We start from the raw sequence: 18,147 nt of genomic DNA, 5'->3' as shown, positions 1-18,147 counted from the left end.
ATACGCGCTTCGGCTTTGATTGGCTCTCGCACGCTGCGGTCCATCCCCACGGGTGTGGGGAATACGCCCGAAAATCGCGTTCAATCTGGTCCATATCGCGGTCCATCCCCACGGGTGTGGGGAATACATCTTCCATTGATGCGAGATCGAAGGGCAGTTCGGTCCATCCCCACGGGTGTGGGGAATACGCATTTGGGACAGCCCGAAGGTCTCTGCAACCGGTCCATCCCCACGGGTGTGGGGAATACATGCGCTTAGCGACGCCGAAGACTTGACTGAGCGGTCCATCCCCACGGGTGTGGGGAATACTAGCAACGTCGGCATGATGTCAATCTCCGGTTCGGTCCATCCCCACGGGTGTGGGGAATACCCCGCAATACGGCTGCCCAAGCCAGTTTTCATCGGTCCATCCCCACGGGTGTGGGGAATACTTGTCTGACCCAGCCGGGCCGCGGCAGGTAGCCGGTCCATCCCCACGGGTGTGGGGAATACGAAGCCGGGCGGGTGGATGCGACGAATAACCGCGGTCCATCCCCACGGGTGTGGGGAATACACGCGACCAGTCGCGGACGGCGACCATCTCGGCGGTCCATCCCCACGGGTGTGGGGAATACTTGTCCGATGGACAGGTCAAACAGTGGACAGACGGTCCATCCCCACGGGTGTGGGGAATACGCAGGCGCGCGCTCATCACCATCTGGCAATGGCGGTCCATCCCCACGGGTGTGGGGAATACTAGAGAGAATATCGGCCCGCATCTTCTGGATAACGGTCCATCCCCACGGGTGTGGGGAATACTCATGGAGTTCTGTTTCTTCTGACCATGAGGTTGGTCCATCCCCACGGGTGTGGGGAATACGGGCAACCGGGCCGGGAAGACATTTCCGTTCGCGGTCCATCCCCACGGGTGTGGGGAATACGTCTGGGATGTGTCCGTTGTAGAAAACTCCATCGGTCCATCCCCACGGGTGTGGGGAATACTTCAGGATTAGCTGGTACTTTTACAAATACATCGGTCCATCCCCACGGGTGTGGGGAATACCGCGTCTTCGTCGCCATCGGCTTGCTCCACTCCGGTCCATCCCCACGGGTGTGGGGAATACACAATGGCCAGAAGTGCTCGGCGCGCCTTTCGCGGTCCATCCCCACGGGTGTGGGGAATACGGCCAATGCTGCTAATGGCGCTGGCCTCACAGTCCGGTCCATCCCCACGGGTGTGGGGAATACTGGGCAATCAGGCGCAACTGGCTTTCCGCCGTCGGTCCATCCCCACGGGTGTGGGGAATACATGCTCTGCCAGCATGCCCAGGGCGCGCGGTACGGTCCATCCCCACGGGTGTGGGGAATACCTTATCGTGGGTCCAAGCGCCGGACACGTGGGCGGTCCATCCCCACGGGTGTGGGGAATACTTCGTGACGGAACTCCTGGACCTCGCGCTGTCCCGGTCCATCCCCACGGGTGTGGGGAATACTGGGTACGCCTGCCCCGGCACGTGCTTGCAGAGCGGTCCATCCCCACGGGTGTGGGGAATACGAATGTGGTTTCTATTGATCTTAGCAATGATTCGGTCCATCCCCACGGGTGTGGGGAATACGATAGCTGCCCGGCTGCCTGCGGGGTCTGCTTCGGTCCATCCCCACGGGTGTGGGGAATACACCCAGTCGGGCTTTGTGGTCTTCTCCGGCGTCGGTCCATCCCCACGGGTGTGGGGAATACGTACCTGATGGACGGGACGCCCACCGCGATCTTCGGTCCATCCCCACGGGTGTGGGGAATACTCAGCGGACGCCTTGCGCATCGCTTCGCTGGCCGGTCCATCCCCACGGGTGTGGGGAATACGCCAGGCTGGAACAGGCGGATTGATAGCCCGTACGGTCCATCCCCACGGGTGTGGGGAATACGTCTTCCTGCCGGATACCCGCAGCTCGCCTCGCGGTCCATCCCCACGGGTGTGGGGAATACTTTCCATATCATCTCCGTCAATGCGCTGGTGGCGGTCCATCCCCACGGGTGTGGGGAATACGACCTGGAGCTTGTCGAGAAGATTGAGTTCATCGGTCCATCCCCACGGGTGTGGGGAATACACTGCAGAATCAGCCATCCAGGCGCCTTCTGACCAAGAATAGCCCCTCATAGTCTACGATCTCACGGCGGGTCTCACCGAACGTCTGTATGGCGAACCCCTGTTCCGTTTGGGCTCCGTAGATCATAATCGCTCCGCCATCACCGACCTCTCGGCAGACCTTCTCCCAGAGACAATCACGCACCAGGGCCGATATGCGCCCCACAAACACCCCGGCCCGTGGCTCGATCATCCACCGGCTCAGTTCCCCCCTAAGACCGGGTTTTGCTCGTTCCACAATCAGGACAACCACGGCTCACCTCCTCAGATGCAACCGCCCGGAAGCTCTGAGCAGATCAGATCAGGCGATCTGAGAGTCCCTCACCGTCGCCTCCAGTGGGGTCCCAAAGGTCCGCAGGCTTGGCTGCGTCCTCCGCGTACGGGTCTTCCTCGTCCGCCAATTCGCGCAGCCCCAAGGCCGCGAAGATGTCCGGGATAATCCTTTTGAGCAACTGCGTCTCGCGGAACAGGTCACGGCAGGCGAGGCGCACACGCCGCTCAATGTCGGCGGGGCCATCCTTCGCCGCTTGGAAAGCCACGGGGATAGTGATCTCGGCCTTGTACAGGTCGGCGATGTCGTACACGAAAGACAGTTGCTTACCCGTGTGGATGAATCCCAGGGCAGGGCTGAACCCGGAGGAAAGGATCGCGGCATGGCACAGTCCATACAGACAGGAATTGGCGGCGGAAAGGGCGCGGTTGACGGGGTCTGCCGCCGACCAGCTTCCCCGATCATAATTTCTGCCGCTCCAGGGGACCCCGCTCTCGGCGCTTGCCCGTCTGTATGCCGCGCGAACGCGCATGCCTTCCTTGCCCCGCAGTTGCTGGATGTCCATGTCCGCGTCCAGCCTCTCATCGAACCGCATGCGGTACATGCGGTGCACCACCTGCAGACGGAGTTGGTCATCGCTGGCCAACCGCGCTTGCTCGAGGATTGCCCGGGCGCTGCGGGTGCCTCCGGTGCCCCAGGCGTAGAAGCGCACGTTCTCCTCGCCGCACCAGATGACCAGCGTATTATTGTCGGCCAGGGCGCGGATTGCGGCCTGGGTAATAGAAGTGCCGGGCCCGAGCATGAGCACGGCCACGGAAGCCGCGGGTACCGGCGTTTCCCCGTCCTTGTCATGGAAGGAGACGGACTTGTCGCACTGGTCGATGCGGCAGTGCTCCAGGTACAGGTAGCTGAGCCCGTCGCGGAACTTGGGCAGCGATCTCAGGTTATCCACACAATTCCCCCCTACCGACAGGGCGCCACCGACAGAAGCCCGAACCCGAAGGCTTTGGCGGGCCCGATTCCAGATTGCAGGGTCCGCAGGAACAGGTCGGGCTCGGTGACCTGAAGGATGCCGTCGAATCTGACGGCGAAGTGGGACACTTGGACACGGTGGCCTCGATCGTGCTTGGCTGCCGACCCAAGGCCCTCGGGTACGATAGCGCAGGATAGGATGCGGAACCCACCGCCCTCAGCTTTCCGTGCAAGCCACGCGGCCTGGGCCTGCTCCTCAAGCAGGCCCAGTCGCTTGCCGTCGCGCTTCACCGTGGGATTCGCTCGCAGGCGGAACTGAAGAACCTGGCCAGTGGAGAAGGCCGGCGTGAGTTGCTTGTAAGCCGGGTTATCCAGGTCAGTTGCCAGGAGGTACCGGTCGAGTTGCGTCAGGGCGGACCAATCGGGTTCGATGGCCGACTGTACCAATGCCGTGGGAACGCCTGTTCTGCGGTCGCTTTCCACGCGGTAGAGAACCCCGGCAGCATCGCGCTTCGCCCGGAAGGCTCGCAAGAGGGTACGGTGCATCTCGTATGGGTTCAGCAGTTCCGCTCGCACCTGGCGAGATCGGGGATCGAGGATCAGTCGAGACAGGTACATGGCACGTCACCTCCGACAACGATCTGGTTCACGGGCAGCAGCCGGGTTTCCACGTAGCGCAGAGCGAAGGCTCTAGCGCCGTTGCGGAAGGAGATGGGCTGGTCGCGGCGGACGGCGACTGTGGGGTCGTCTGTTTCCATTACAAGCCGGAGCGGATGCCGGGGCAGGTCACCGTCATGCGTGGGTCGCCAGGGGTACTGACGCAGGGCATTGTCAAGGTCATCGCTCCGCAGACCATCCGGCAACTGAATGGGCAGACCGGGCGGGAAGGACTTGCGCCCCAGCCACAGCGGCCAGTGCGGCGCACCCAGGGCATCTTGGCAGCGTGAGAGGAGGGACACGTCTTCGCCCTCGAGCCCCACCAGGAACTCGGCGTCCACGAGGTAGTAACGAGTGGAGACCACGGTCTCGCCCTTTGAGCCATCGGCCTTGATGACTCCATAGTGCTTGCGGCCGGGGACGCTGCCGCCTCCGGCGGTGTGATAGTCGCGGCCAATGAGCCCTTCGCGGTCCACACGGACCCCCATGCGCAACGCAGCTAGAGGCTTCAGGGCTTCATCATCTTCGCGGTCGATGCCCAGCGCGGCGCACAGCAGGCCGATTACGCCGCTCTTGGAAGGCTCGCGGCCGGTATCGCGCACGGTGAAGCGGCTCTGGGTGCCCCAGGACTGCATTGGACCTGCCAGACGCAGGAGCAGGACGGGCATGGTCATGCACCTGCCTCGATGGCTGTCCGGACCGCCGAAATGACATCATCGACGCTGGCGAGTTTCACATCCGACAGGCCGTTGAGTGACGCGTCTTCGGTGGTGCATAGTGCCTTGGCCACGAGAGATGTGTCGCCATACATGGCAGTGAGGCGCGACCAGTACGAGGCCAGCGCCTCGATGGATTGGGCCACGAGACCGCCGCCGCGCTCTGATGCTCGAACCGGCTTTTCGAAGGCGTTTGCGAGGGACCACGGAGCCCCTCCTTCGCGAACGGTGGCGAAGACGAAACTGGGAGGGTTCTGGGCGGCCATGGAGTTTTGCTTGCCGGTGGGAATCGCGACGACGGAGGCGCGCAGGAAGGCCTCTACAGTCTGGCGCGCCAGGTCCCCGTCTCCGCCGAGGTTGTCCACGAGCTTGTCCAAGTTGATGAGCGAATAGCGGTAGAAGCAGGAGCTGTTGAACTCCACGGTGCCCATCATTGCCGCGCCCGTGTCCTCTTCGGGCTGCGGAAGATCATCCACCGCGGTGTAGAAATCCATCTCCATGGCGACCTTGTGTGTGGAAATGGCGTGGGCCACTTGGCAGGCAGCATCGACGTTCATGTTGGCGTTCTCAGCGACCATGCGTCCGAACAGGGCAATGTCTGCTGCCTGCGTGCCGCTCTTGAACTCCTTGGCAATCTCCTTGGCCGCGTTGGCCAGTGCCTTGGGTGTGCTTTTGGCTCCAGCGTCGCCCTGCTCAGCGACCTGGACTGCCAGGCTGTCCCAGGCTCCGGTGATAATGTCCGCGATGCGCTGGATCTCATCGTCGCCCAGGTATACCAGCACAGCGGTTTTTTCGCCCTGCAACTTGCCCACGAGGGCCTCGACCACAGCGAGACAGACCGTCTTGACCTGGTCCTCGGGTTTCCCGGCCGCGGCAAGGCGCTTGGCGAGTTCATCTGCCAGGAGTTTGGTGCGGGTCCCGATTCCGGAAGCAACCGCCTCCGCGAATGCCGGGTGATGTCGGATCGACCGCTTGATGCACTGGCTGGAGATGCGCGCCCGGCGGAATCCACCGAACTCGCAGTCCTTCGGGCTGTTGGTATCGTCGCGGTTGAGGCAGGATGGTGCGAAATTCTGGATCAGGTGGAGCTCGACGAACATGACTTTCGACCCCCTTAGCTGGGTTCCTCGGAACTATCAGTGTCGACGTCCGGCTCTTCAGCCCGCGTACGGCCCCAGTACTGGCGGGCCCAGTCTCTCTGGACAAGACGGTCAGGATGATCCCAGTAATCCAGGTCTCGGATCAGCTGCGCCCAGTTGACCGGGATACTGTGGCTCTGAGCGAGAGCCACTGCGTGCCGCAGGTGGTTGGGCAGGTCCTCACGGTGCGCGTTGAGCAGGGCAACGAAGCGCTTCTCCAGACTGTCAGCGACATCGCCACCGCCTGCGGCGATGCGAATGCGTCTGAACGCCTCACCCATATTCCCTTTGGTGCAAGTGACAGGGTGCAGCGCAAAGAGCGACGCCACCAGGAAGAAGCGGTCTTCCTCGGCCGAGGTCAGATGGGACGTCCAGGGGATAACATGGCGGAACATTTCCGGGGCGGTGCCCGGCGGCTTGCCGAGACCGCGACGGAGTGCGGCAAGAGCGCCGCGATCCTCACGGTCGGCCAGGTCCTTCAGGTGCGCCACGAAACTGGCTTGCAATTCAGTCGGCTTGGGCATGGTTCACCTCCTGGCTGGTTCTCTGCATGAGTTGGCGAAGCTCGTACGCCAGCAGGCCCCGGGCGGCAGTCATCGCGCGCAGGGACCGGGCATCGAGTTTGAGGCCGCGTCCAGTGGCATCGAAGCACTGCTCGGCGGTTGTGCATACCAGGCTCGTCCATTCGTCTTCGCGCTCTTCTCTGTCGTCGAGTTCGGCCAGTTCCACCACGAGCCGGTGGAACTCGGGTTCGAGCAGCGCCCAGTAGCGGCGCCGGGCGTCGTAGCTGTCGGCGAGGCGTCGCACCAGGTCCTTGTCGGCTTTCTTTTCATCGTCCGGACTCAGGGTGAGGCCGGCCAGCTTCCTCAGGGCCCTCTCAAGCGCGTCGTGCCCTTCCTCGGCGTCCTGGAGACATGTACCCAGTGATTTCACGAGGTCCTCATCTACGAGGTACCGCAGCGGCAACGGCTGGCGTTCGTGGCGCCAGAGGAGGATCTTCGCCTGGTTGCTGCCAAGGCCCAGTAGCGAGAGGTCGCAGGCAGTCCTCTGAGAGAGGTCCCCGCGGCGCGTCAAGTTCGCCAGGAAGTCCAGGACTCTCGGGCGCACCGCGCGATCCGGGATCGAGCGGTATAGCGCCAGGCTGTCCCTCCAGATCGCCCGCGTCTCGCTGAAGCGCAATGCGCCCCACGGTTCCTGGCCCTTGGCGGGTCTCTCGCGACGCTGGTAGGCGATGAACGGGTCCACCGGCGTGTAGTCTCGGGGGAACTCACAGCCGGTGCTGAGGATTGCCGTGATGACATGCACGCCGCCGGCGCCATCTTCCTCGGGGATGCACCAGATGCGACGGCTCTGCCAGGTCAGGTAGTCCAGGTAGCCCGCCGGCGCGCGGATTTCAGTCCTGCAGGGGGTATCCCGTTCCCATGCGGGGACGTCGGCGCCGACCCCGGGGAAGTCGTCTTCATACACGGTGGCCGGCAGAAGAGACAGCACGAGGCCCTCGAACAGACTGCTGCCATTCAGCAGGACTGACGCGCTGGCGGCAATGGGAGCGGCCGTACTTGAGGCGCGTCCTTGTTCCGTGCCGGTCAGACCGCCAAGATTGAAGCCCTGCTGCGCGAGTACAAGCCTGGCCGCCTCAGCAGGAGTGGCTGGGGCCGGAGCGCGATCGAGGCTGTGGTCGAATAGCGTAGCGTTGTTTCCTGATGCCGCCTGCATGCGTAGAAGGGCCACCGACTTCCGCATCTTGTCAGGCATCCCGGGTGACTGGTAGAACGGCCGCTCCTTGTCGAAAAGGTCGAAGCGGGTCTCCCATTCGGCGAAGTACGCCTCCAGCCGGCGTGTATCCCATTTGCCGGCGCGCCACAGGCCTACCCATTCGTCGGTGTTGCGCGGCCCGAAGTTCCTGTGCAGGAGCGCCAGCAGTAGACGGTGGATGCAGACCGTGACCGGCGGAGACGGATCACTGATCTCGCGTATGTCTGAAGCTCGAGCCAACACCTCCAGCAGCCCGAACTCCCGCTGTGTCCCGTCGCAAAGGATGCACGGAATCCACGGTTGCGATATGAGGCAGAAGCGAGGAATCAACCCTGATCACCTCCGTCATGGTGGCTGTACCGCAGGACTATCCCAAGCGCACCGTCGTAATAGATCGTGAAATCTTCGCAGCGGCACACGCCGTTTTCGTCAAAGACCGCAGGGTAAGTGTGCCGCAGCAGACTGTTTCGCTTCCACGGCGGAGAGCGGTCGTCGTGCTTGGTGAAGTGCTGATGCACGCGCCACCCCGAGATGCTGACGCTCTGATCAAGAAGCGCGACCAGTGTCGCATCATCGTCGAGCTTGTTCATGTCCACCGGCACGCTCTCGCCGTCCTGTTTTACACACAGGTTGCCTCCGATCCGGTGCAGGCAGACAATGGTGACCGAGGGCACATCTGAGTAGCGCGTCATGGCGCGAAAAGCCTGGTGCAGGCCGGGATCCTCCTCGTCGCGCAGTTCCATTCGCTGGGTGAGGGACGCGAAGTCTTCATCGATGTCGGGGCGATGCAACAGCACCTGCTTTGCGCGGACCTCAAGGCTCTGACGGCGCTGAGCCTCCTCCTGCTCCGCCTCGTTCATCGCTCTGGCGAGTGGGCCTTCGACAGGGTCGCTCCCCTCACCGTACACGGCCTCGATAATGTGCTCCACGTCGTCGGGCAGGATGATCTCTACGCGGTGCCGGAGCAGTGCCCACGTTCGCAAGAGCAGGTACGACCCGTAGATGCTTCCCGACGTGCCGAAGTCCGGCAGGCCGTTGGGGGCGATCTCGGGGCCGACCAGCCAGAGCGTGGGCTCGTCGAGGCCTGCGGGCCGCGATGGGAGGTAATGCCGATGCAGGCGTCCGCTGCGCTGAAGGATGAGGTCAACGGGTGCGGTGTCCGTTACCATCAGGTCGAAATCGAGGTCGAGGCTCTGTTCAATCACCTGCGTGGCCACCAATATGGATGCGGGAGGGCGGTGGGACCGGTCCTTGCCGAACTGGCCGATTGCCTTGCGTTCGCGCCGGTCACGTTCCGCGAAAGGCATACGGGCGTGCAGCAGCCCCAGTTCCACGTCGCCGCAACCCTCCAGCAGGTTGCGCAGGAGACGGTATGCCTCTTGCGCACGGCCGACCGTGTTGCAGACCCAGGCCGCACAGCCGCCGGTCCGGACACTATCCGCAAGGAGACGCGCGGTCTCCGCCAGATCGCTGGGTACCCACTTCAGCGTGATGCGTCTTCGATGTGCCGCCGGGCAATGAACCGAGTGCGCCTCGCCCCTCGTCACCCATGTGACCCGCGGGTACGATGCGTCGGGCACCACTAGTTCTTCGCCTCCGTACGCGCGGAGCAGAGCGGCGCGTCGGCAACGCGGCAGTGTTGCTGACAGGAGGACGACGCTGCAGCCCAGCGATGCTGCCCACTGAAGGAGGCGGTCAATGATGGTTGATGTGTAGGTGTCGAAGGCATGCACCTCGTCGAAAACGAGAGTCTTGTCCGCCAGTCCAAACAGGCGGACGAAGGAGTGCCGCGCTCTTAGACCGCCCATGAGTGCTTGATCGGCGGTGCCCACGCCGAACGGGCCAAGGAGCCCCCTCTTCCGGTAGCTGAACCACTCGTGGGGCTGTATGGATGCGGCTGCACCGACGTCGCTGTCGTGGACCTCGTTGATGCCTGCCAGAAGCTGCCGCTTGGCAACCAGCACCGCGTTCCCGTGCAGGCGTGCCAGTGGAGCCGGCCCATCCGGGTAGCGTTGCTTCAGATAGCCATCAGCGAAACGGTCGAACATGGCGTTGGCGGTCGCTTGCGTGGGCAACCCCAGATAGCAGCCACGCTGCTGAAGCGTGCGCCCCCAGTGGTCAACAAGGAGAAGGGCCGCTTCCGTCTTGCCTTCTCCCATCGGCGCTTCCACCAGTACGAGGCCGGGGGCATCCAGCCCGGACGCAATCTTCGCCACTTCAGCCTGCATCGGGCGTGGCGCTTCACCACTGAGCAGGTTCTCGAGGCTCAACGCCTCACCGGTGCCGGCCCAGTCCAGCCAGCCAATCTGCGATAGCACTTCCTGGGCCCTGCGTCCAGCCACTGTCAGGTAAGCGTCAAGATCACTAGGGTCGGGGCAATAGGGAAAATGGTCCTGCGAGGAAGCGATCCAGTCGGCCACGCACACCAGGCCGGCCAGACTCAGGTAGAAAGGATGATCGCGCGGCGACAAGCCTGGCGGGATCGTTGGAAGGTCTGCGCACAGCAGCCTATGCATCGTTTGGCATAGCTCTCGTCTCGCTTCGTCCCACCGTCCTGTGCCGATAGCCCGTCCGGATTGCGACAACTCAGCTCCTGCCGGCATGTGGCCGTGGTGTCCGCCGAGGGCTCGGGCCAGCGCGTCGGCTACACCGGGTTGAGCATGCGGGCCCTGGAGCAGATCCGATGCGGTGATGGCAGTCACAATGCCGTGGGGAATGTGCCTGGCGCGAGCGAACCGAAAGCCCTGTGCTTCGAGCCGGGTCTGGTGCGCACGACTGAGCATCTGAAATCCCGGGGATGCTTTGCCAAGGTCATGCAGACTGCCCCAGAATGAGATGAGCAGCCCCGCGACCGTCAGGTCGGACTCACCCAGGGCCAGTGCCATTCGACGCTTCGTGCCGCCGGGCAAGCCTTGGTTCCACAGGGCGCTGATCACTGCTGCTGTGTCCAGACAGTGGCACACCAGCGGGTGCCAGTCGGCGTTGTCGTTCGCCCCCAGTTTCGCCCAGAGCTGCCTCATTCCGTCACCCTCCCCAGCCGCGGTGCTGGCTCACCCAGCCACTGCATGTTCCTGTCGGAGACGAACAGGCCACACTACGGAGCATATGCGTCCCCCCTGACACATCCTGTCAGTCAACCGGGTGATTCGCAAGGATCTGGCTGGCCTCTTTGATCACCTCGCGACGGAGGGAAAGGGGCGAAATGACCTCCACCCCGGCGCCGTGGCTCAGGATCCAGGAACGGAACTCGTCGGTTACCGCCACATGGAACTCGACCGACAGGCCATTCGCCGTCGTCTCGAGGACTCTCTGGGTCGGATGCAGGCTCTGGCCGCGCAGTCTGCGTCCGGCGCGGCCGGTGAAACGCAGCCGAACCGTGTGGCGCCGTCCGCCAGTGACTTGCCACGCACCAGCAAAGTGCTCATCGGGGTCAAAGTCGTCGGGGATATCTGCATCTTGATGCAGCACCTCGAGCTCGGAGAATCGGTCAAGCCGGAAGGTCAGACGGTCATGCTGCAGCTCGCAGTAAGCGACAAGGTAGTGAGCGTCTCCCCGGTAGACGATCGCGTACGGGTGCAGCACGCGCTCCGTGCGCTCAGCGCGGTCTGGCGAATGGTAGAAGCCTCGCAGCTTCTTGCTGAGCTCCCGGGCGCGGAGTGCCGTGAGCAGGTCTGCCGGACCTGCAGTCCCGTCGGTCCGTGATGGGCGCAGAGCGAGGTCGGGCCCGGTCTCCAACGCCATCACTGACGCGCGGTTGCCGAGGCATGCCAAAATCCGCGGCAGCAACTCGGACAGCTCGCGCGCCTAGTTCGGCGGCAGTACGCATTCGGCCCATCGAAGCGCGTACAGGACCAGCGCAACCTGCTCATCTTCGAGCCCGGCTCTTCCTGTGTGTTGCGTCGGAAGAAGGTAGTAGCCGTGCCCCTCGTTGCACACGGCGAAGCCGGCATCCTGGAGTTCCGCTATGTCTCTGTGGATGGTTCTGAGAGTGACGCCGTGCTCAGTTGCGAGAGCGGCAGCAGTACTGCGGGGCGTGCCCGTCCCGATGGGCATGTTCCTGAGCAGCTGAAGCACCCGGTGGGCTTGGGACATACGGCTCCCCCCTCAGGTCCGCGTTCCGTCCAAGCGGTTCTTCGGAGATAGTTGTGCATCTATTCGTCGCTGATCGGGAGTGGCCTTCTGCAGACAAGGCGTTCGCTCTGTTGCGACACACCCCACGACCGTGACTTGGGATCAGGATCTGAGCGGGATCTGCCGTGCAGGCACCCGTGAACTGCGTCACCCCTTCTTCCTCGGCCTTCCGGCCTTGCCAGCTTCGATGAGTCCTTCATCTCGCAGGCGCCGTTTGATGCGGCCGACGACGCGGCGAGCATACTCCTGGAGTTCCCTCTGGGAACCGGCCAAAGCGCCGGTGCGCTCCTCCTCATGCTCTGCGCCCATCGGGTATAGCCCCTCCGAAACGAGGAGCCGCGCGATCTCCCACCCGTTCTTGCCCTCCCGGCACCATTCCAGGACGCGCTGCTCGCGCAGGCGTATGGCGTACCGGCGCCGGGACATGTGCTCGAAGCGGCCGGGGAAGCGTTCCTTCAGGCGCGCCCACAGCCTGGCGTCCTGCTGCGGCTTCGCGGCCGGGTTGAAGATGGAGGTGGCGTATAGCTCCATCTTCATCTGCTCCCAGACGCGCCAGATCTGTCGCCGGTCGTACAGCGGGATCATGCGCCAGTACAGGCCGGGGTAGTCCGTGGCGGCGCGGTCTCGCCACAGGGGAGTCTCGGCCTGTTCCGGGTCCGGCCAGTCCGGGAGCGTCCAGCGCGGCAGCCCGTCGTAGTCAAGCTGACGGGTCCAGGGCGCCACTTTCCGATATGTCAGTTGCTTGTCCCGCAGCCAGTCCTCTTCGCAGGCGGCCCAGGTCTTAACCAGCCAGTTCCGCCAGTCCTTCGTCAGCTCCGCTTCCGAGTATCCCGGAGTGTCCTCCTGTTTTCCCAGCTGGTCCATGGTCCGCAGCTGGCGCAGGTATCCAATCCTCTCCACCATTGCCCGGGGCGGCCAGCGGCAAGGCCGGTCGTCGTGCAATGGCGTGTCGAACAGCTCGGTACTCACCCAGCAGATCGGCTGGAAAACCCCGTCTCGATCCAGCAGTTCCAGGTAGTACCACTCGTACGTCCACTGCCCCAGTTTCATTGCCCGGTTGTGTCGTCTGCATAGTCTGCTGAGGGGAACCATCAGCTCCTCGACAGGCCGTTGCGGCTCTTTGCCCAGGTGCAGGGGGAGTTGCACCTTCAGGCGCGTGTAGTCGATTTCTGCGTCGTTCTCTTCGGTCCGGGGCAGGAGCAGCGGATGGGTTCGGAAGTCCCCGTCCCCGGGATGCCTGAGAGTGCTTGTGATGCCGCGGACGCTGATCAGGTTGCGCACGATCTCCTCGGGCAGACGCATAGGGCTTTTCTCCTAAATAATGACAGTAATCTGCATTAGTGTCAGAAGTGACAGGCGGTTACATGGTTGATATCCTAAGCACGCAGGACAGCATCAGGGCATATAATCGCCATAAAACAGGGAAAAATTGCGCGAGGACAAGGAACAGCGGTGCAGGGATCAAAGCCTAATAATAATGACATAATATCTCAGATCACGGTTCAGAGTCCAGGGATCATTGTGCAGCGCTCCTAGTACGAGGACCAGGAAGCCCGGAACCGAGAAGATCAAACATCAACGTGCCAGTCAGTCTCGGACAGAGCCGCTGGGCGGTCCGCGAGACCGGGATGGTCACGTACTGGAGACAACAATGGATCAAGTGATAGACATGTTGGCGATCGACCCGAGAAGCGGTGATGTGCGGCGGGGTGCCGAGAGCGGGGAGAGCGCGCGAAGCCTCTACCTCCAGCACCTGCGTGCCGTACGCCGTCTTTGCCCGAACACGCTGGCGGCATACGACAGCGACATCCGGCATTTCCTGCGCTGGTGCGAGGAAAAGCAGCCCATTGCTGGAGCAGGTCAGGTGGCCCCGGCGCTGCTCATGGACTACATCGCCAGCCAGGCGGAGCTGTCGCCGAACACGATCCGGCGGCGGGTGCATGCGCTGTCGGGGTGGTTCGGTTACCTGGTGAAGCGCGGCGAACTCGAAAGCAATCCGTGCGACGAGCTTCCCCTCCCAAAGCGCGCAAGGGCTGAGCGGAAGTGTCCGTCACCGCAGGAGGTGGCCAGCATCCTGGTAGCCGCGAAGACCCCGCTGGAGAAGGCCATCGCGTACCTGCTGGCCGGCGCGGGGCTGCGCAGAGCTGAACTGCTGAGCCTGGAAGTTGGGGAGACGCCCGGCGACCTCGCCGAGATCACGGTGCGCGGCAAGGGCAACAAGTTCCGGCAGATCCCACTACCGGTCACCGTAAAGCAGGTGCTTCATGAGTACCTCGCGGCCCGAGGGACCGCGCCGGGGCCACTCATCATCACCCGCAAGGGCACCCGCCTGGGGACCACCGCCCTGCGACGAATCTTCGAGCGCCTGCTCAGGCGGGCCGGGCTCGCGGACAGGGGCTACTCGCTCCACTCCATGCGGCATGCCTACGCTACCAGTCTCATACGAGCAGGCGTGGACCTGGGCACGGTGATGAGCCTCATGGGGCACAGCGACATCTCGGTCACGAGCGTGTATGTGCACTCGGACGTGAAGTCGAAACGCAAAGCCGTGGAGCTGCTCCGTCTCGGCGCCGGGGCGGGTGAGGGTGATGAGTGAGACGCTAACACCCAGACGGGGGCGTTCGCCGTACACCGCCCGCTCCAGTCGCCGACAAGCCCCGCCCGATCCGCAACTGGGACTGTTCGACGACGAGCCGGTGGTGCCGGCTGCAATCGCGGAGCCGACGGAGAGCCCAGAGGCGAAGCCTGTACCGATCGCCCTGAAGCTCGCTCCCGACGATGCGCAGACACCGGAGCAAGTACAGACGTTGGACTGGATCGTGACCTACCTCGCCCTGGGCGCCATCGAGACGGCGCGCAATTCCGCGGCGTAAAGGATGGGCCCGGCAGATTGCCTCGCCGGGCCCGTCAAGCATGCTTTATAAGTATAATTACCGTGTAATAATTAGTGGTATCTTTACAGTCAATTTACATATATATAAAATAAAGATGCCGCCATCCGTCGGCAGGAGTTGATCCACGATGTCCCGCAAGACCCAAACCGCCCCCAGAGTGCTCAGAGTGGCCGTATATACCCGTGTGAGCTCGGAAGAGCAGGTTAAGGAGCACTACTCGCTGGACACTCAGCGCGAGGCGTGCCTGGCGAAACTCGACAGCGTCATCGGCCCGAACCTTTACGAACCCCATTTCTTCACCGACGAAGGCCTGCCCGGGAGCTACGGCCTTTACGACCCAACAAACCCACGCCGCAAGTATAGACCGGGCCTTACTCAGATGCGTGACGCCTTCCGCAAGGGCGACCTCGACGCGATCTGCGTCTACCGCATGAGCCGATTGTGGCGCAAGGCCGCTTCCGGGGATTTCCTGCTCCAGGAGTTCTGCCCTCACGGTCTGACGCGAGTGATCAGCTGCACCGAGAACGTGGACATCGACACCGCAAGTGGGCGGTTCATGCTCAACGTCACCGCCGCCATGGGGGCATACGAGGCGGAACAGCTGGGCGAGTGGGTGAGCGACGCCTTGCAGAAACGCACGCGGGAGGGCTACACCATCGGCGACCTGTACGGGTGGCGACGTCAGACCGATGCCGAGATGACCGGGCGTCGGCGCGGGATCATGCCGGTAGAGGAAGAGGCCCGGACGATCCGCGGCATGGCCGAGGAGTTCCTGGCGGGAGGCACGCTGCGGGGCATTGCGGAGGACCTGAACACCCGGGGCACACCCCGGCCGCGCCGGGCGCGCGAGTGGTCCACAAGCACGGTGCGAAGCGTCCTCTCCAATCCCGTGCACGCCGGCTTGGTGCGAGCAAAGTCCACGGAAGGCGTCCCGGAACTTATCCGCGGGCAGCACTTCGACCACCGCATCCTCGAGCCGGAGATGCATCACCAGATCATCGCCCGGCTCGAACGCAACGCGGATCAGCACACCCGCACCACGGGCACCCCCCAGCACCTCCTGAGCGGCATCCTGCGCTGCGGCCACTGCGGGTACCGGATGAACGGCCGAACAGTGCGGCGCCTCGGAGAACGCATGTACCGGTGCTCCACAGGCTCCCAGAGAAGCAACCCGGACTGCATCCGGAACTCAGAACGTGCCGACATGGTGGAGGCGGTGATCCTGGACGAACTGCGGCGGCTTGCGGGGGATGAGCGGGTCCGTGCGCAGGCGGCAGATCGCATCGGGAAGACCCTCGCGCGGCAGGAGGCTGGTCTCGCGGAGCAGGTATCCCAACTCGAACAGCGATTGCGGAAAGTGGACGAGGACTACCTCTACTGGTCCCGTGAGTTCCGGGAGGGACGCTGCCAAGAAAACGAGTTCGCATTGCATGTCGCCGAGCACCGGCGGCAGAGGGAGGAAGCCAGTGCGCTGCTGGAGCAACGCAGGTCCGAACTGAAGCAGCAGGACAGCCGGCAGGCGGTGCTAGCCCGGGCGCAGGGGCTGGTGAGCGACTTCGCACGCTGCTGGGACGGGCTCGACCTGCACCAGCGCCGGGAGTTCGTCCATAGCGTTCTCGAGTACGCCACCATGGCTCACCTGGAGGACGGGAGCACCGAGGTACGCTTCCGCCTGCGGGGCTTCGAAGAATGCGTACGGATCATCCGGCGCCGCAGCGTACGCGGCCGGGCCAGTAGTGGACTGGAATCACTGACTCCGCGCCAGCAGGCCTTTCTGTACCACTACGGCCAGGGCCTGGACCGGAACGCCATCGCGAAGAAGACCGGGGTGACCCGGTCCACGGCAGACCTCCAACTCCGCAACGCGCGCAAGAAGCTGGGCGCGGAGACCCTCGACGAAGCCTGGGAGCTAGCCTGCGAGTACATCGAGGGCAACCTCCACTGGCTGCCACCGACGGGCCGGAAGCGCAAGCACAAGCCGCCCAAAGAGGGCCCGCTCCTGACCGACGCCCAGGTTGCCCTCCTATCGCTTCTCGCGCAGGGCATGACCGTGGCTGACGCGGCCCGAGCCCTGGACATGAAGGGGAGCACTCCCTACGTCCACCTCAAGAACTCCCGCGACCGCCTCGGGTGTGCAAGCAATGAGGAAGCGGTGAGGAAGGCGAAAGACCTGGGGCTGGTGTGGTAGGTAGAACACCGGGCGGCGTTGCAGCCACCCGGTCGCGGGCGGGTTGGTACGTGCCCCTTGGCGAGGGACCCAATACTCTATACGCCCAGTGCCAAATCATGCGGGGCAAGTTCGTCGCCGCCGACAAGGCACAACTCACCAATATGGCTCGCGATGCCGGGATGCTGTGATGCGGTCCGACGGGCCACAACGTCGCCCAGACCCGATCGCTCTCCCTTAACACCGCCTGAGCGCGACTCAAGAACTCCCGCGACCCCCTCGGATGCGCGAGCAATGAGAAAGCGGCGCAGAAGACGAAGGGCCTGGGGCTGGTCGGGCCACAGTATTGCTCAGATTGCCTGCGCAGTCTCGGACCTGACGGCGCTCTGGCGAGCGCAGCAATCGGTGTGCCAAGATCGGCCAAATGGGGAAGGTATCTGTGCAGCGCTGTGGAATTGTGCTGTTTGTGATGCAGCGGTAGTAAGTAGGCGGTCTCCAAGGGCATTCGGGCTTGGCTCTCCTGGACTCCTCAGCGCCTACGTTGCTTGAGTTCGGCTGGCTGGTGCGACGCTCCATTTCTGGAGCGGGGTCGGGATTGAGGGAGGGATCGGCCATGTCGATCCTGGCGCTGCCCGGTCTCGTCGGCAGACGGCCAGTCGTGTCTCGGTGGCTCCTGACGGGTGTTCTGCTCCTCCTCGCCACACTGGCCCTGACCTTCATCGGGGCCGACACTACGGTCTCGGGTACTATAAGCACCCACACGACGTGGACCGTCGACAACAGCCCGTACGTGCTTAGCGGGAACGTTACGGTCGCCAACGGCGCCACACTCACCATCGAGCCTGGCGTTACCGTCTCGATAGGCTCCTCGTACTCCCTGCAAGTCGGCGAGGGCACCTTGCTGGCCGTCGGCCTTGCGTCCGCCCCGGTCGTGTTCACTGGGGGTGGCTACGTACGCCTGAATGCGGGTAGCGATGCATCGGAGCTCGTCTACTGCCAGTCAAGTTGCCCCATCACCATATCGAGCCGACCGGTCCTGTCCAACAGCACGTTCAGCGGGTCGGTGAGCTTTGGGGGTACAGATATATCGGCTTCGGTGACGGGGTGTACATTCACGGGGAGCCTTTCCACAACGGGCGGGTCTACACCGAGCTTCACAGGTAACTCAGTCAGCTCTGTGTCGATGTCGGGCGGATCGGCGATGGAACTATTCCGCCACTGCGCGAGGGCATCGGAGAAACTGTGGACCCGATCCTGAATCGTGCTCGCGCTCACAGGCCAGCCCAACTGCTTCCCCACACGCTGTGCGATGTGGCGCAGGC

General features: G+C 63.6%; 15 protein-coding genes and 1 CRISPR repeat array. Of the genes, 4 read left to right on the top strand and 11 right to left on the bottom strand.

Annotation, left to right across the window (positions count from 1 at the left end; genetic code table 11):
• Window positions 1-36: 36 nt before the first annotated feature.
• A CRISPR array of direct repeats spans window positions 37-2,085; the repeat unit is 29 nt; unit sequence CGGTCCATCCCCACGGGTGTGGGGAATAC.
• Window positions 2,086-2,094: 9 nt separating this feature from the next.
• The 11 genes from cas2e to HPY44_22040 all read right to left on the bottom strand — a co-directional run bounded on the left by cas2e (window position 2,095) and on the right by HPY44_22040 (window position 13,066).
• Window positions 2,095-2,376 (bottom strand): type I-E CRISPR-associated endoribonuclease Cas2, encoded by a 282-nt coding sequence (gene cas2e / locus HPY44_22090; GenBank protein NSW58712.1) that lies wholly within the window; start codon window positions 2,374-2,376, stop codon window positions 2,095-2,097.
• Between the two features lie 43 nt (window positions 2,377-2,419).
• Window positions 2,420-3,346, bottom strand: coding sequence for a type I-E CRISPR-associated endonuclease Cas1 (gene cas1e, locus HPY44_22085; protein ID NSW58711.1), 927 nt, complete (start codon window positions 3,344-3,346; stop codon window positions 2,420-2,422).
• Window positions 3,347-3,357: 11 nt separating this feature from the next.
• Window positions 3,358-3,984, bottom strand: coding sequence for a type I-E CRISPR-associated protein Cas6/Cse3/CasE (cas6e, locus tag HPY44_22080; protein NSW58710.1), 627 nt, complete (start codon window positions 3,982-3,984; stop codon window positions 3,358-3,360).
• Window positions 3,966-4,691: a type I-E CRISPR-associated protein Cas5/CasD gene (cas5e, locus tag HPY44_22075; protein NSW58709.1), complete on the bottom strand. Its 726-nt coding sequence runs from the start codon at window positions 4,689-4,691 to the stop codon at window positions 3,966-3,968. Before cas5e ends, cas6e begins: the two co-directional genes overlap by 19 nt.
• 2 nt (window positions 4,692-4,693) lie before the next feature.
• Entirely contained in the window at window positions 4,694-5,839 is a 1,146-nt protein-coding gene (gene cas7e / locus HPY44_22070; protein NSW58708.1) for a type I-E CRISPR-associated protein Cas7/Cse4/CasC, read from the bottom strand.
• Between the two features lie 14 nt (window positions 5,840-5,853).
• Window positions 5,854-6,402 (bottom strand): type I-E CRISPR-associated protein Cse2/CasB, encoded by a 549-nt coding sequence (gene casB / locus HPY44_22065; GenBank protein NSW58707.1) that lies wholly within the window; start codon window positions 6,400-6,402, stop codon window positions 5,854-5,856.
• Complete coding sequence (casA, locus tag HPY44_22060) at window positions 6,386-7,963, bottom strand: type I-E CRISPR-associated protein Cse1/CasA (GenBank protein NSW58706.1); 1,578 nt, start codon at window positions 7,961-7,963, stop codon at window positions 6,386-6,388. The genes casB and casA overlap by 17 nt, the downstream gene beginning before the upstream one ends.
• Window positions 7,960-10,653, bottom strand: a complete 2,694-nt coding sequence (gene cas3, locus HPY44_22055) for a CRISPR-associated helicase Cas3' (protein NSW58705.1) — start codon at window positions 10,651-10,653, stop codon at window positions 7,960-7,962. Before cas3 ends, casA begins: the two co-directional genes overlap by 4 nt.
• A 109-nt stretch (window positions 10,654-10,762) precedes the next feature.
• Window positions 10,763-11,419 (bottom strand): WYL domain-containing protein, encoded by a 657-nt coding sequence (locus HPY44_22050; GenBank protein NSW58704.1) that lies wholly within the window; start codon window positions 11,417-11,419, stop codon window positions 10,763-10,765.
• An 18-nt stretch (window positions 11,420-11,437) separates the two neighbouring features.
• Window positions 11,438-11,725: an HTH domain-containing protein gene (locus HPY44_22045; GenBank protein NSW58703.1), complete on the bottom strand. Its 288-nt coding sequence runs from the start codon at window positions 11,723-11,725 to the stop codon at window positions 11,438-11,440.
• A gap of 186 nt (window positions 11,726-11,911) precedes the next feature.
• On the bottom strand, window positions 11,912-13,066 hold the full coding sequence (locus tag HPY44_22040) for a hypothetical protein (GenBank protein NSW58702.1): 1,155 nt from the start codon (window positions 13,064-13,066) through the stop codon (window positions 11,912-11,914).
• Between the two features lie 349 nt (window positions 13,067-13,415).
• Here HPY44_22040 and HPY44_22035 point away from each other — a divergent pair, with 349 nt between their 5' ends.
• The 4 genes from HPY44_22035 to HPY44_22020 all read left to right on the top strand — a co-directional run bounded on the left by HPY44_22035 (window position 13,416) and on the right by HPY44_22020 (window position 18,083).
• Window positions 13,416-14,360 (top strand): tyrosine-type recombinase/integrase, encoded by a 945-nt coding sequence (locus HPY44_22035; GenBank protein ID NSW58701.1) that lies wholly within the window; start codon window positions 13,416-13,418, stop codon window positions 14,358-14,360.
• Window positions 14,353-14,637 (top strand): hypothetical protein, encoded by a 285-nt coding sequence (locus HPY44_22030; GenBank protein NSW58700.1) that lies wholly within the window; start codon window positions 14,353-14,355, stop codon window positions 14,635-14,637. The genes HPY44_22035 and HPY44_22030 overlap by 8 nt, the downstream gene beginning before the upstream one ends.
• 148 nt (window positions 14,638-14,785) lie before the next feature.
• Window positions 14,786-16,846, top strand: coding sequence for a recombinase family protein (locus tag HPY44_22025; GenBank protein ID NSW58699.1), 2,061 nt, complete (start codon window positions 14,786-14,788; stop codon window positions 16,844-16,846).
• Between the two features lie 592 nt (window positions 16,847-17,438).
• Window positions 17,439-18,083, top strand: coding sequence for a hypothetical protein (locus tag HPY44_22020; GenBank protein ID NSW58698.1), 645 nt, complete (start codon window positions 17,439-17,441; stop codon window positions 18,081-18,083).
• Window positions 18,084-18,147: the final 64 nt, after the last annotated feature.

It is taken from the genome of Armatimonadota bacterium (assembly GCA_013314775.1).
Taxonomy (GTDB): domain Bacteria; phylum Armatimonadota; class Zipacnadia; order Zipacnadales; family JABUFB01; genus JABUFB01.
The sequence above is the reverse complement of the archived record's forward strand: the minus strand, read 5'-3'. Positions and strand labels throughout refer to the sequence as shown.

Coding starts and splice junctions, on each gene's coding strand:
- cas6e (NSW58710.1), bottom strand. CDS start 3,984: ATGTACCTGTCTCGACTGATCCTCGATCCCCGATCTCGCCAGGTGCGA.
- cas5e (NSW58709.1), bottom strand. CDS start 4,691: ATGCCCGTCCTGCTCCTGCGTCTGGCAGGTCCAATGCAGTCCTGGGGC.
- cas7e (NSW58708.1), bottom strand. CDS start 5,839: ATGTTCGTCGAGCTCCACCTGATCCAGAATTTCGCACCATCCTGCCTC.
- casB (NSW58707.1), bottom strand. CDS start 6,402: ATGCCCAAGCCGACTGAATTGCAAGCCAGTTTCGTGGCGCACCTGAAG.
- cas3 (NSW58705.1), bottom strand. CDS start 10,653: ATGAGGCAGCTCTGGGCGAAACTGGGGGCGAACGACAACGCCGACTGG.
- HPY44_22045 (NSW58703.1), bottom strand. CDS start 11,725: ATGTCCCAAGCCCACCGGGTGCTTCAGCTGCTCAGGAACATGCCCATC.
- HPY44_22040 (NSW58702.1), bottom strand. CDS start 13,066: ATGCGTCTGCCCGAGGAGATCGTGCGCAACCTGATCAGCGTCCGCGGC.
- HPY44_22035 (NSW58701.1), top strand. CDS start 13,416: ATGGATCAAGTGATAGACATGTTGGCGATCGACCCGAGAAGCGGTGAT.
- HPY44_22030 (NSW58700.1), top strand. CDS start 14,353: ATGAGTGAGACGCTAACACCCAGACGGGGGCGTTCGCCGTACACCGCC.
- HPY44_22025 (NSW58699.1), top strand. CDS start 14,786: ATGTCCCGCAAGACCCAAACCGCCCCCAGAGTGCTCAGAGTGGCCGTA.
- HPY44_22020 (NSW58698.1), top strand. CDS start 17,439: ATGTCGATCCTGGCGCTGCCCGGTCTCGTCGGCAGACGGCCAGTCGTG.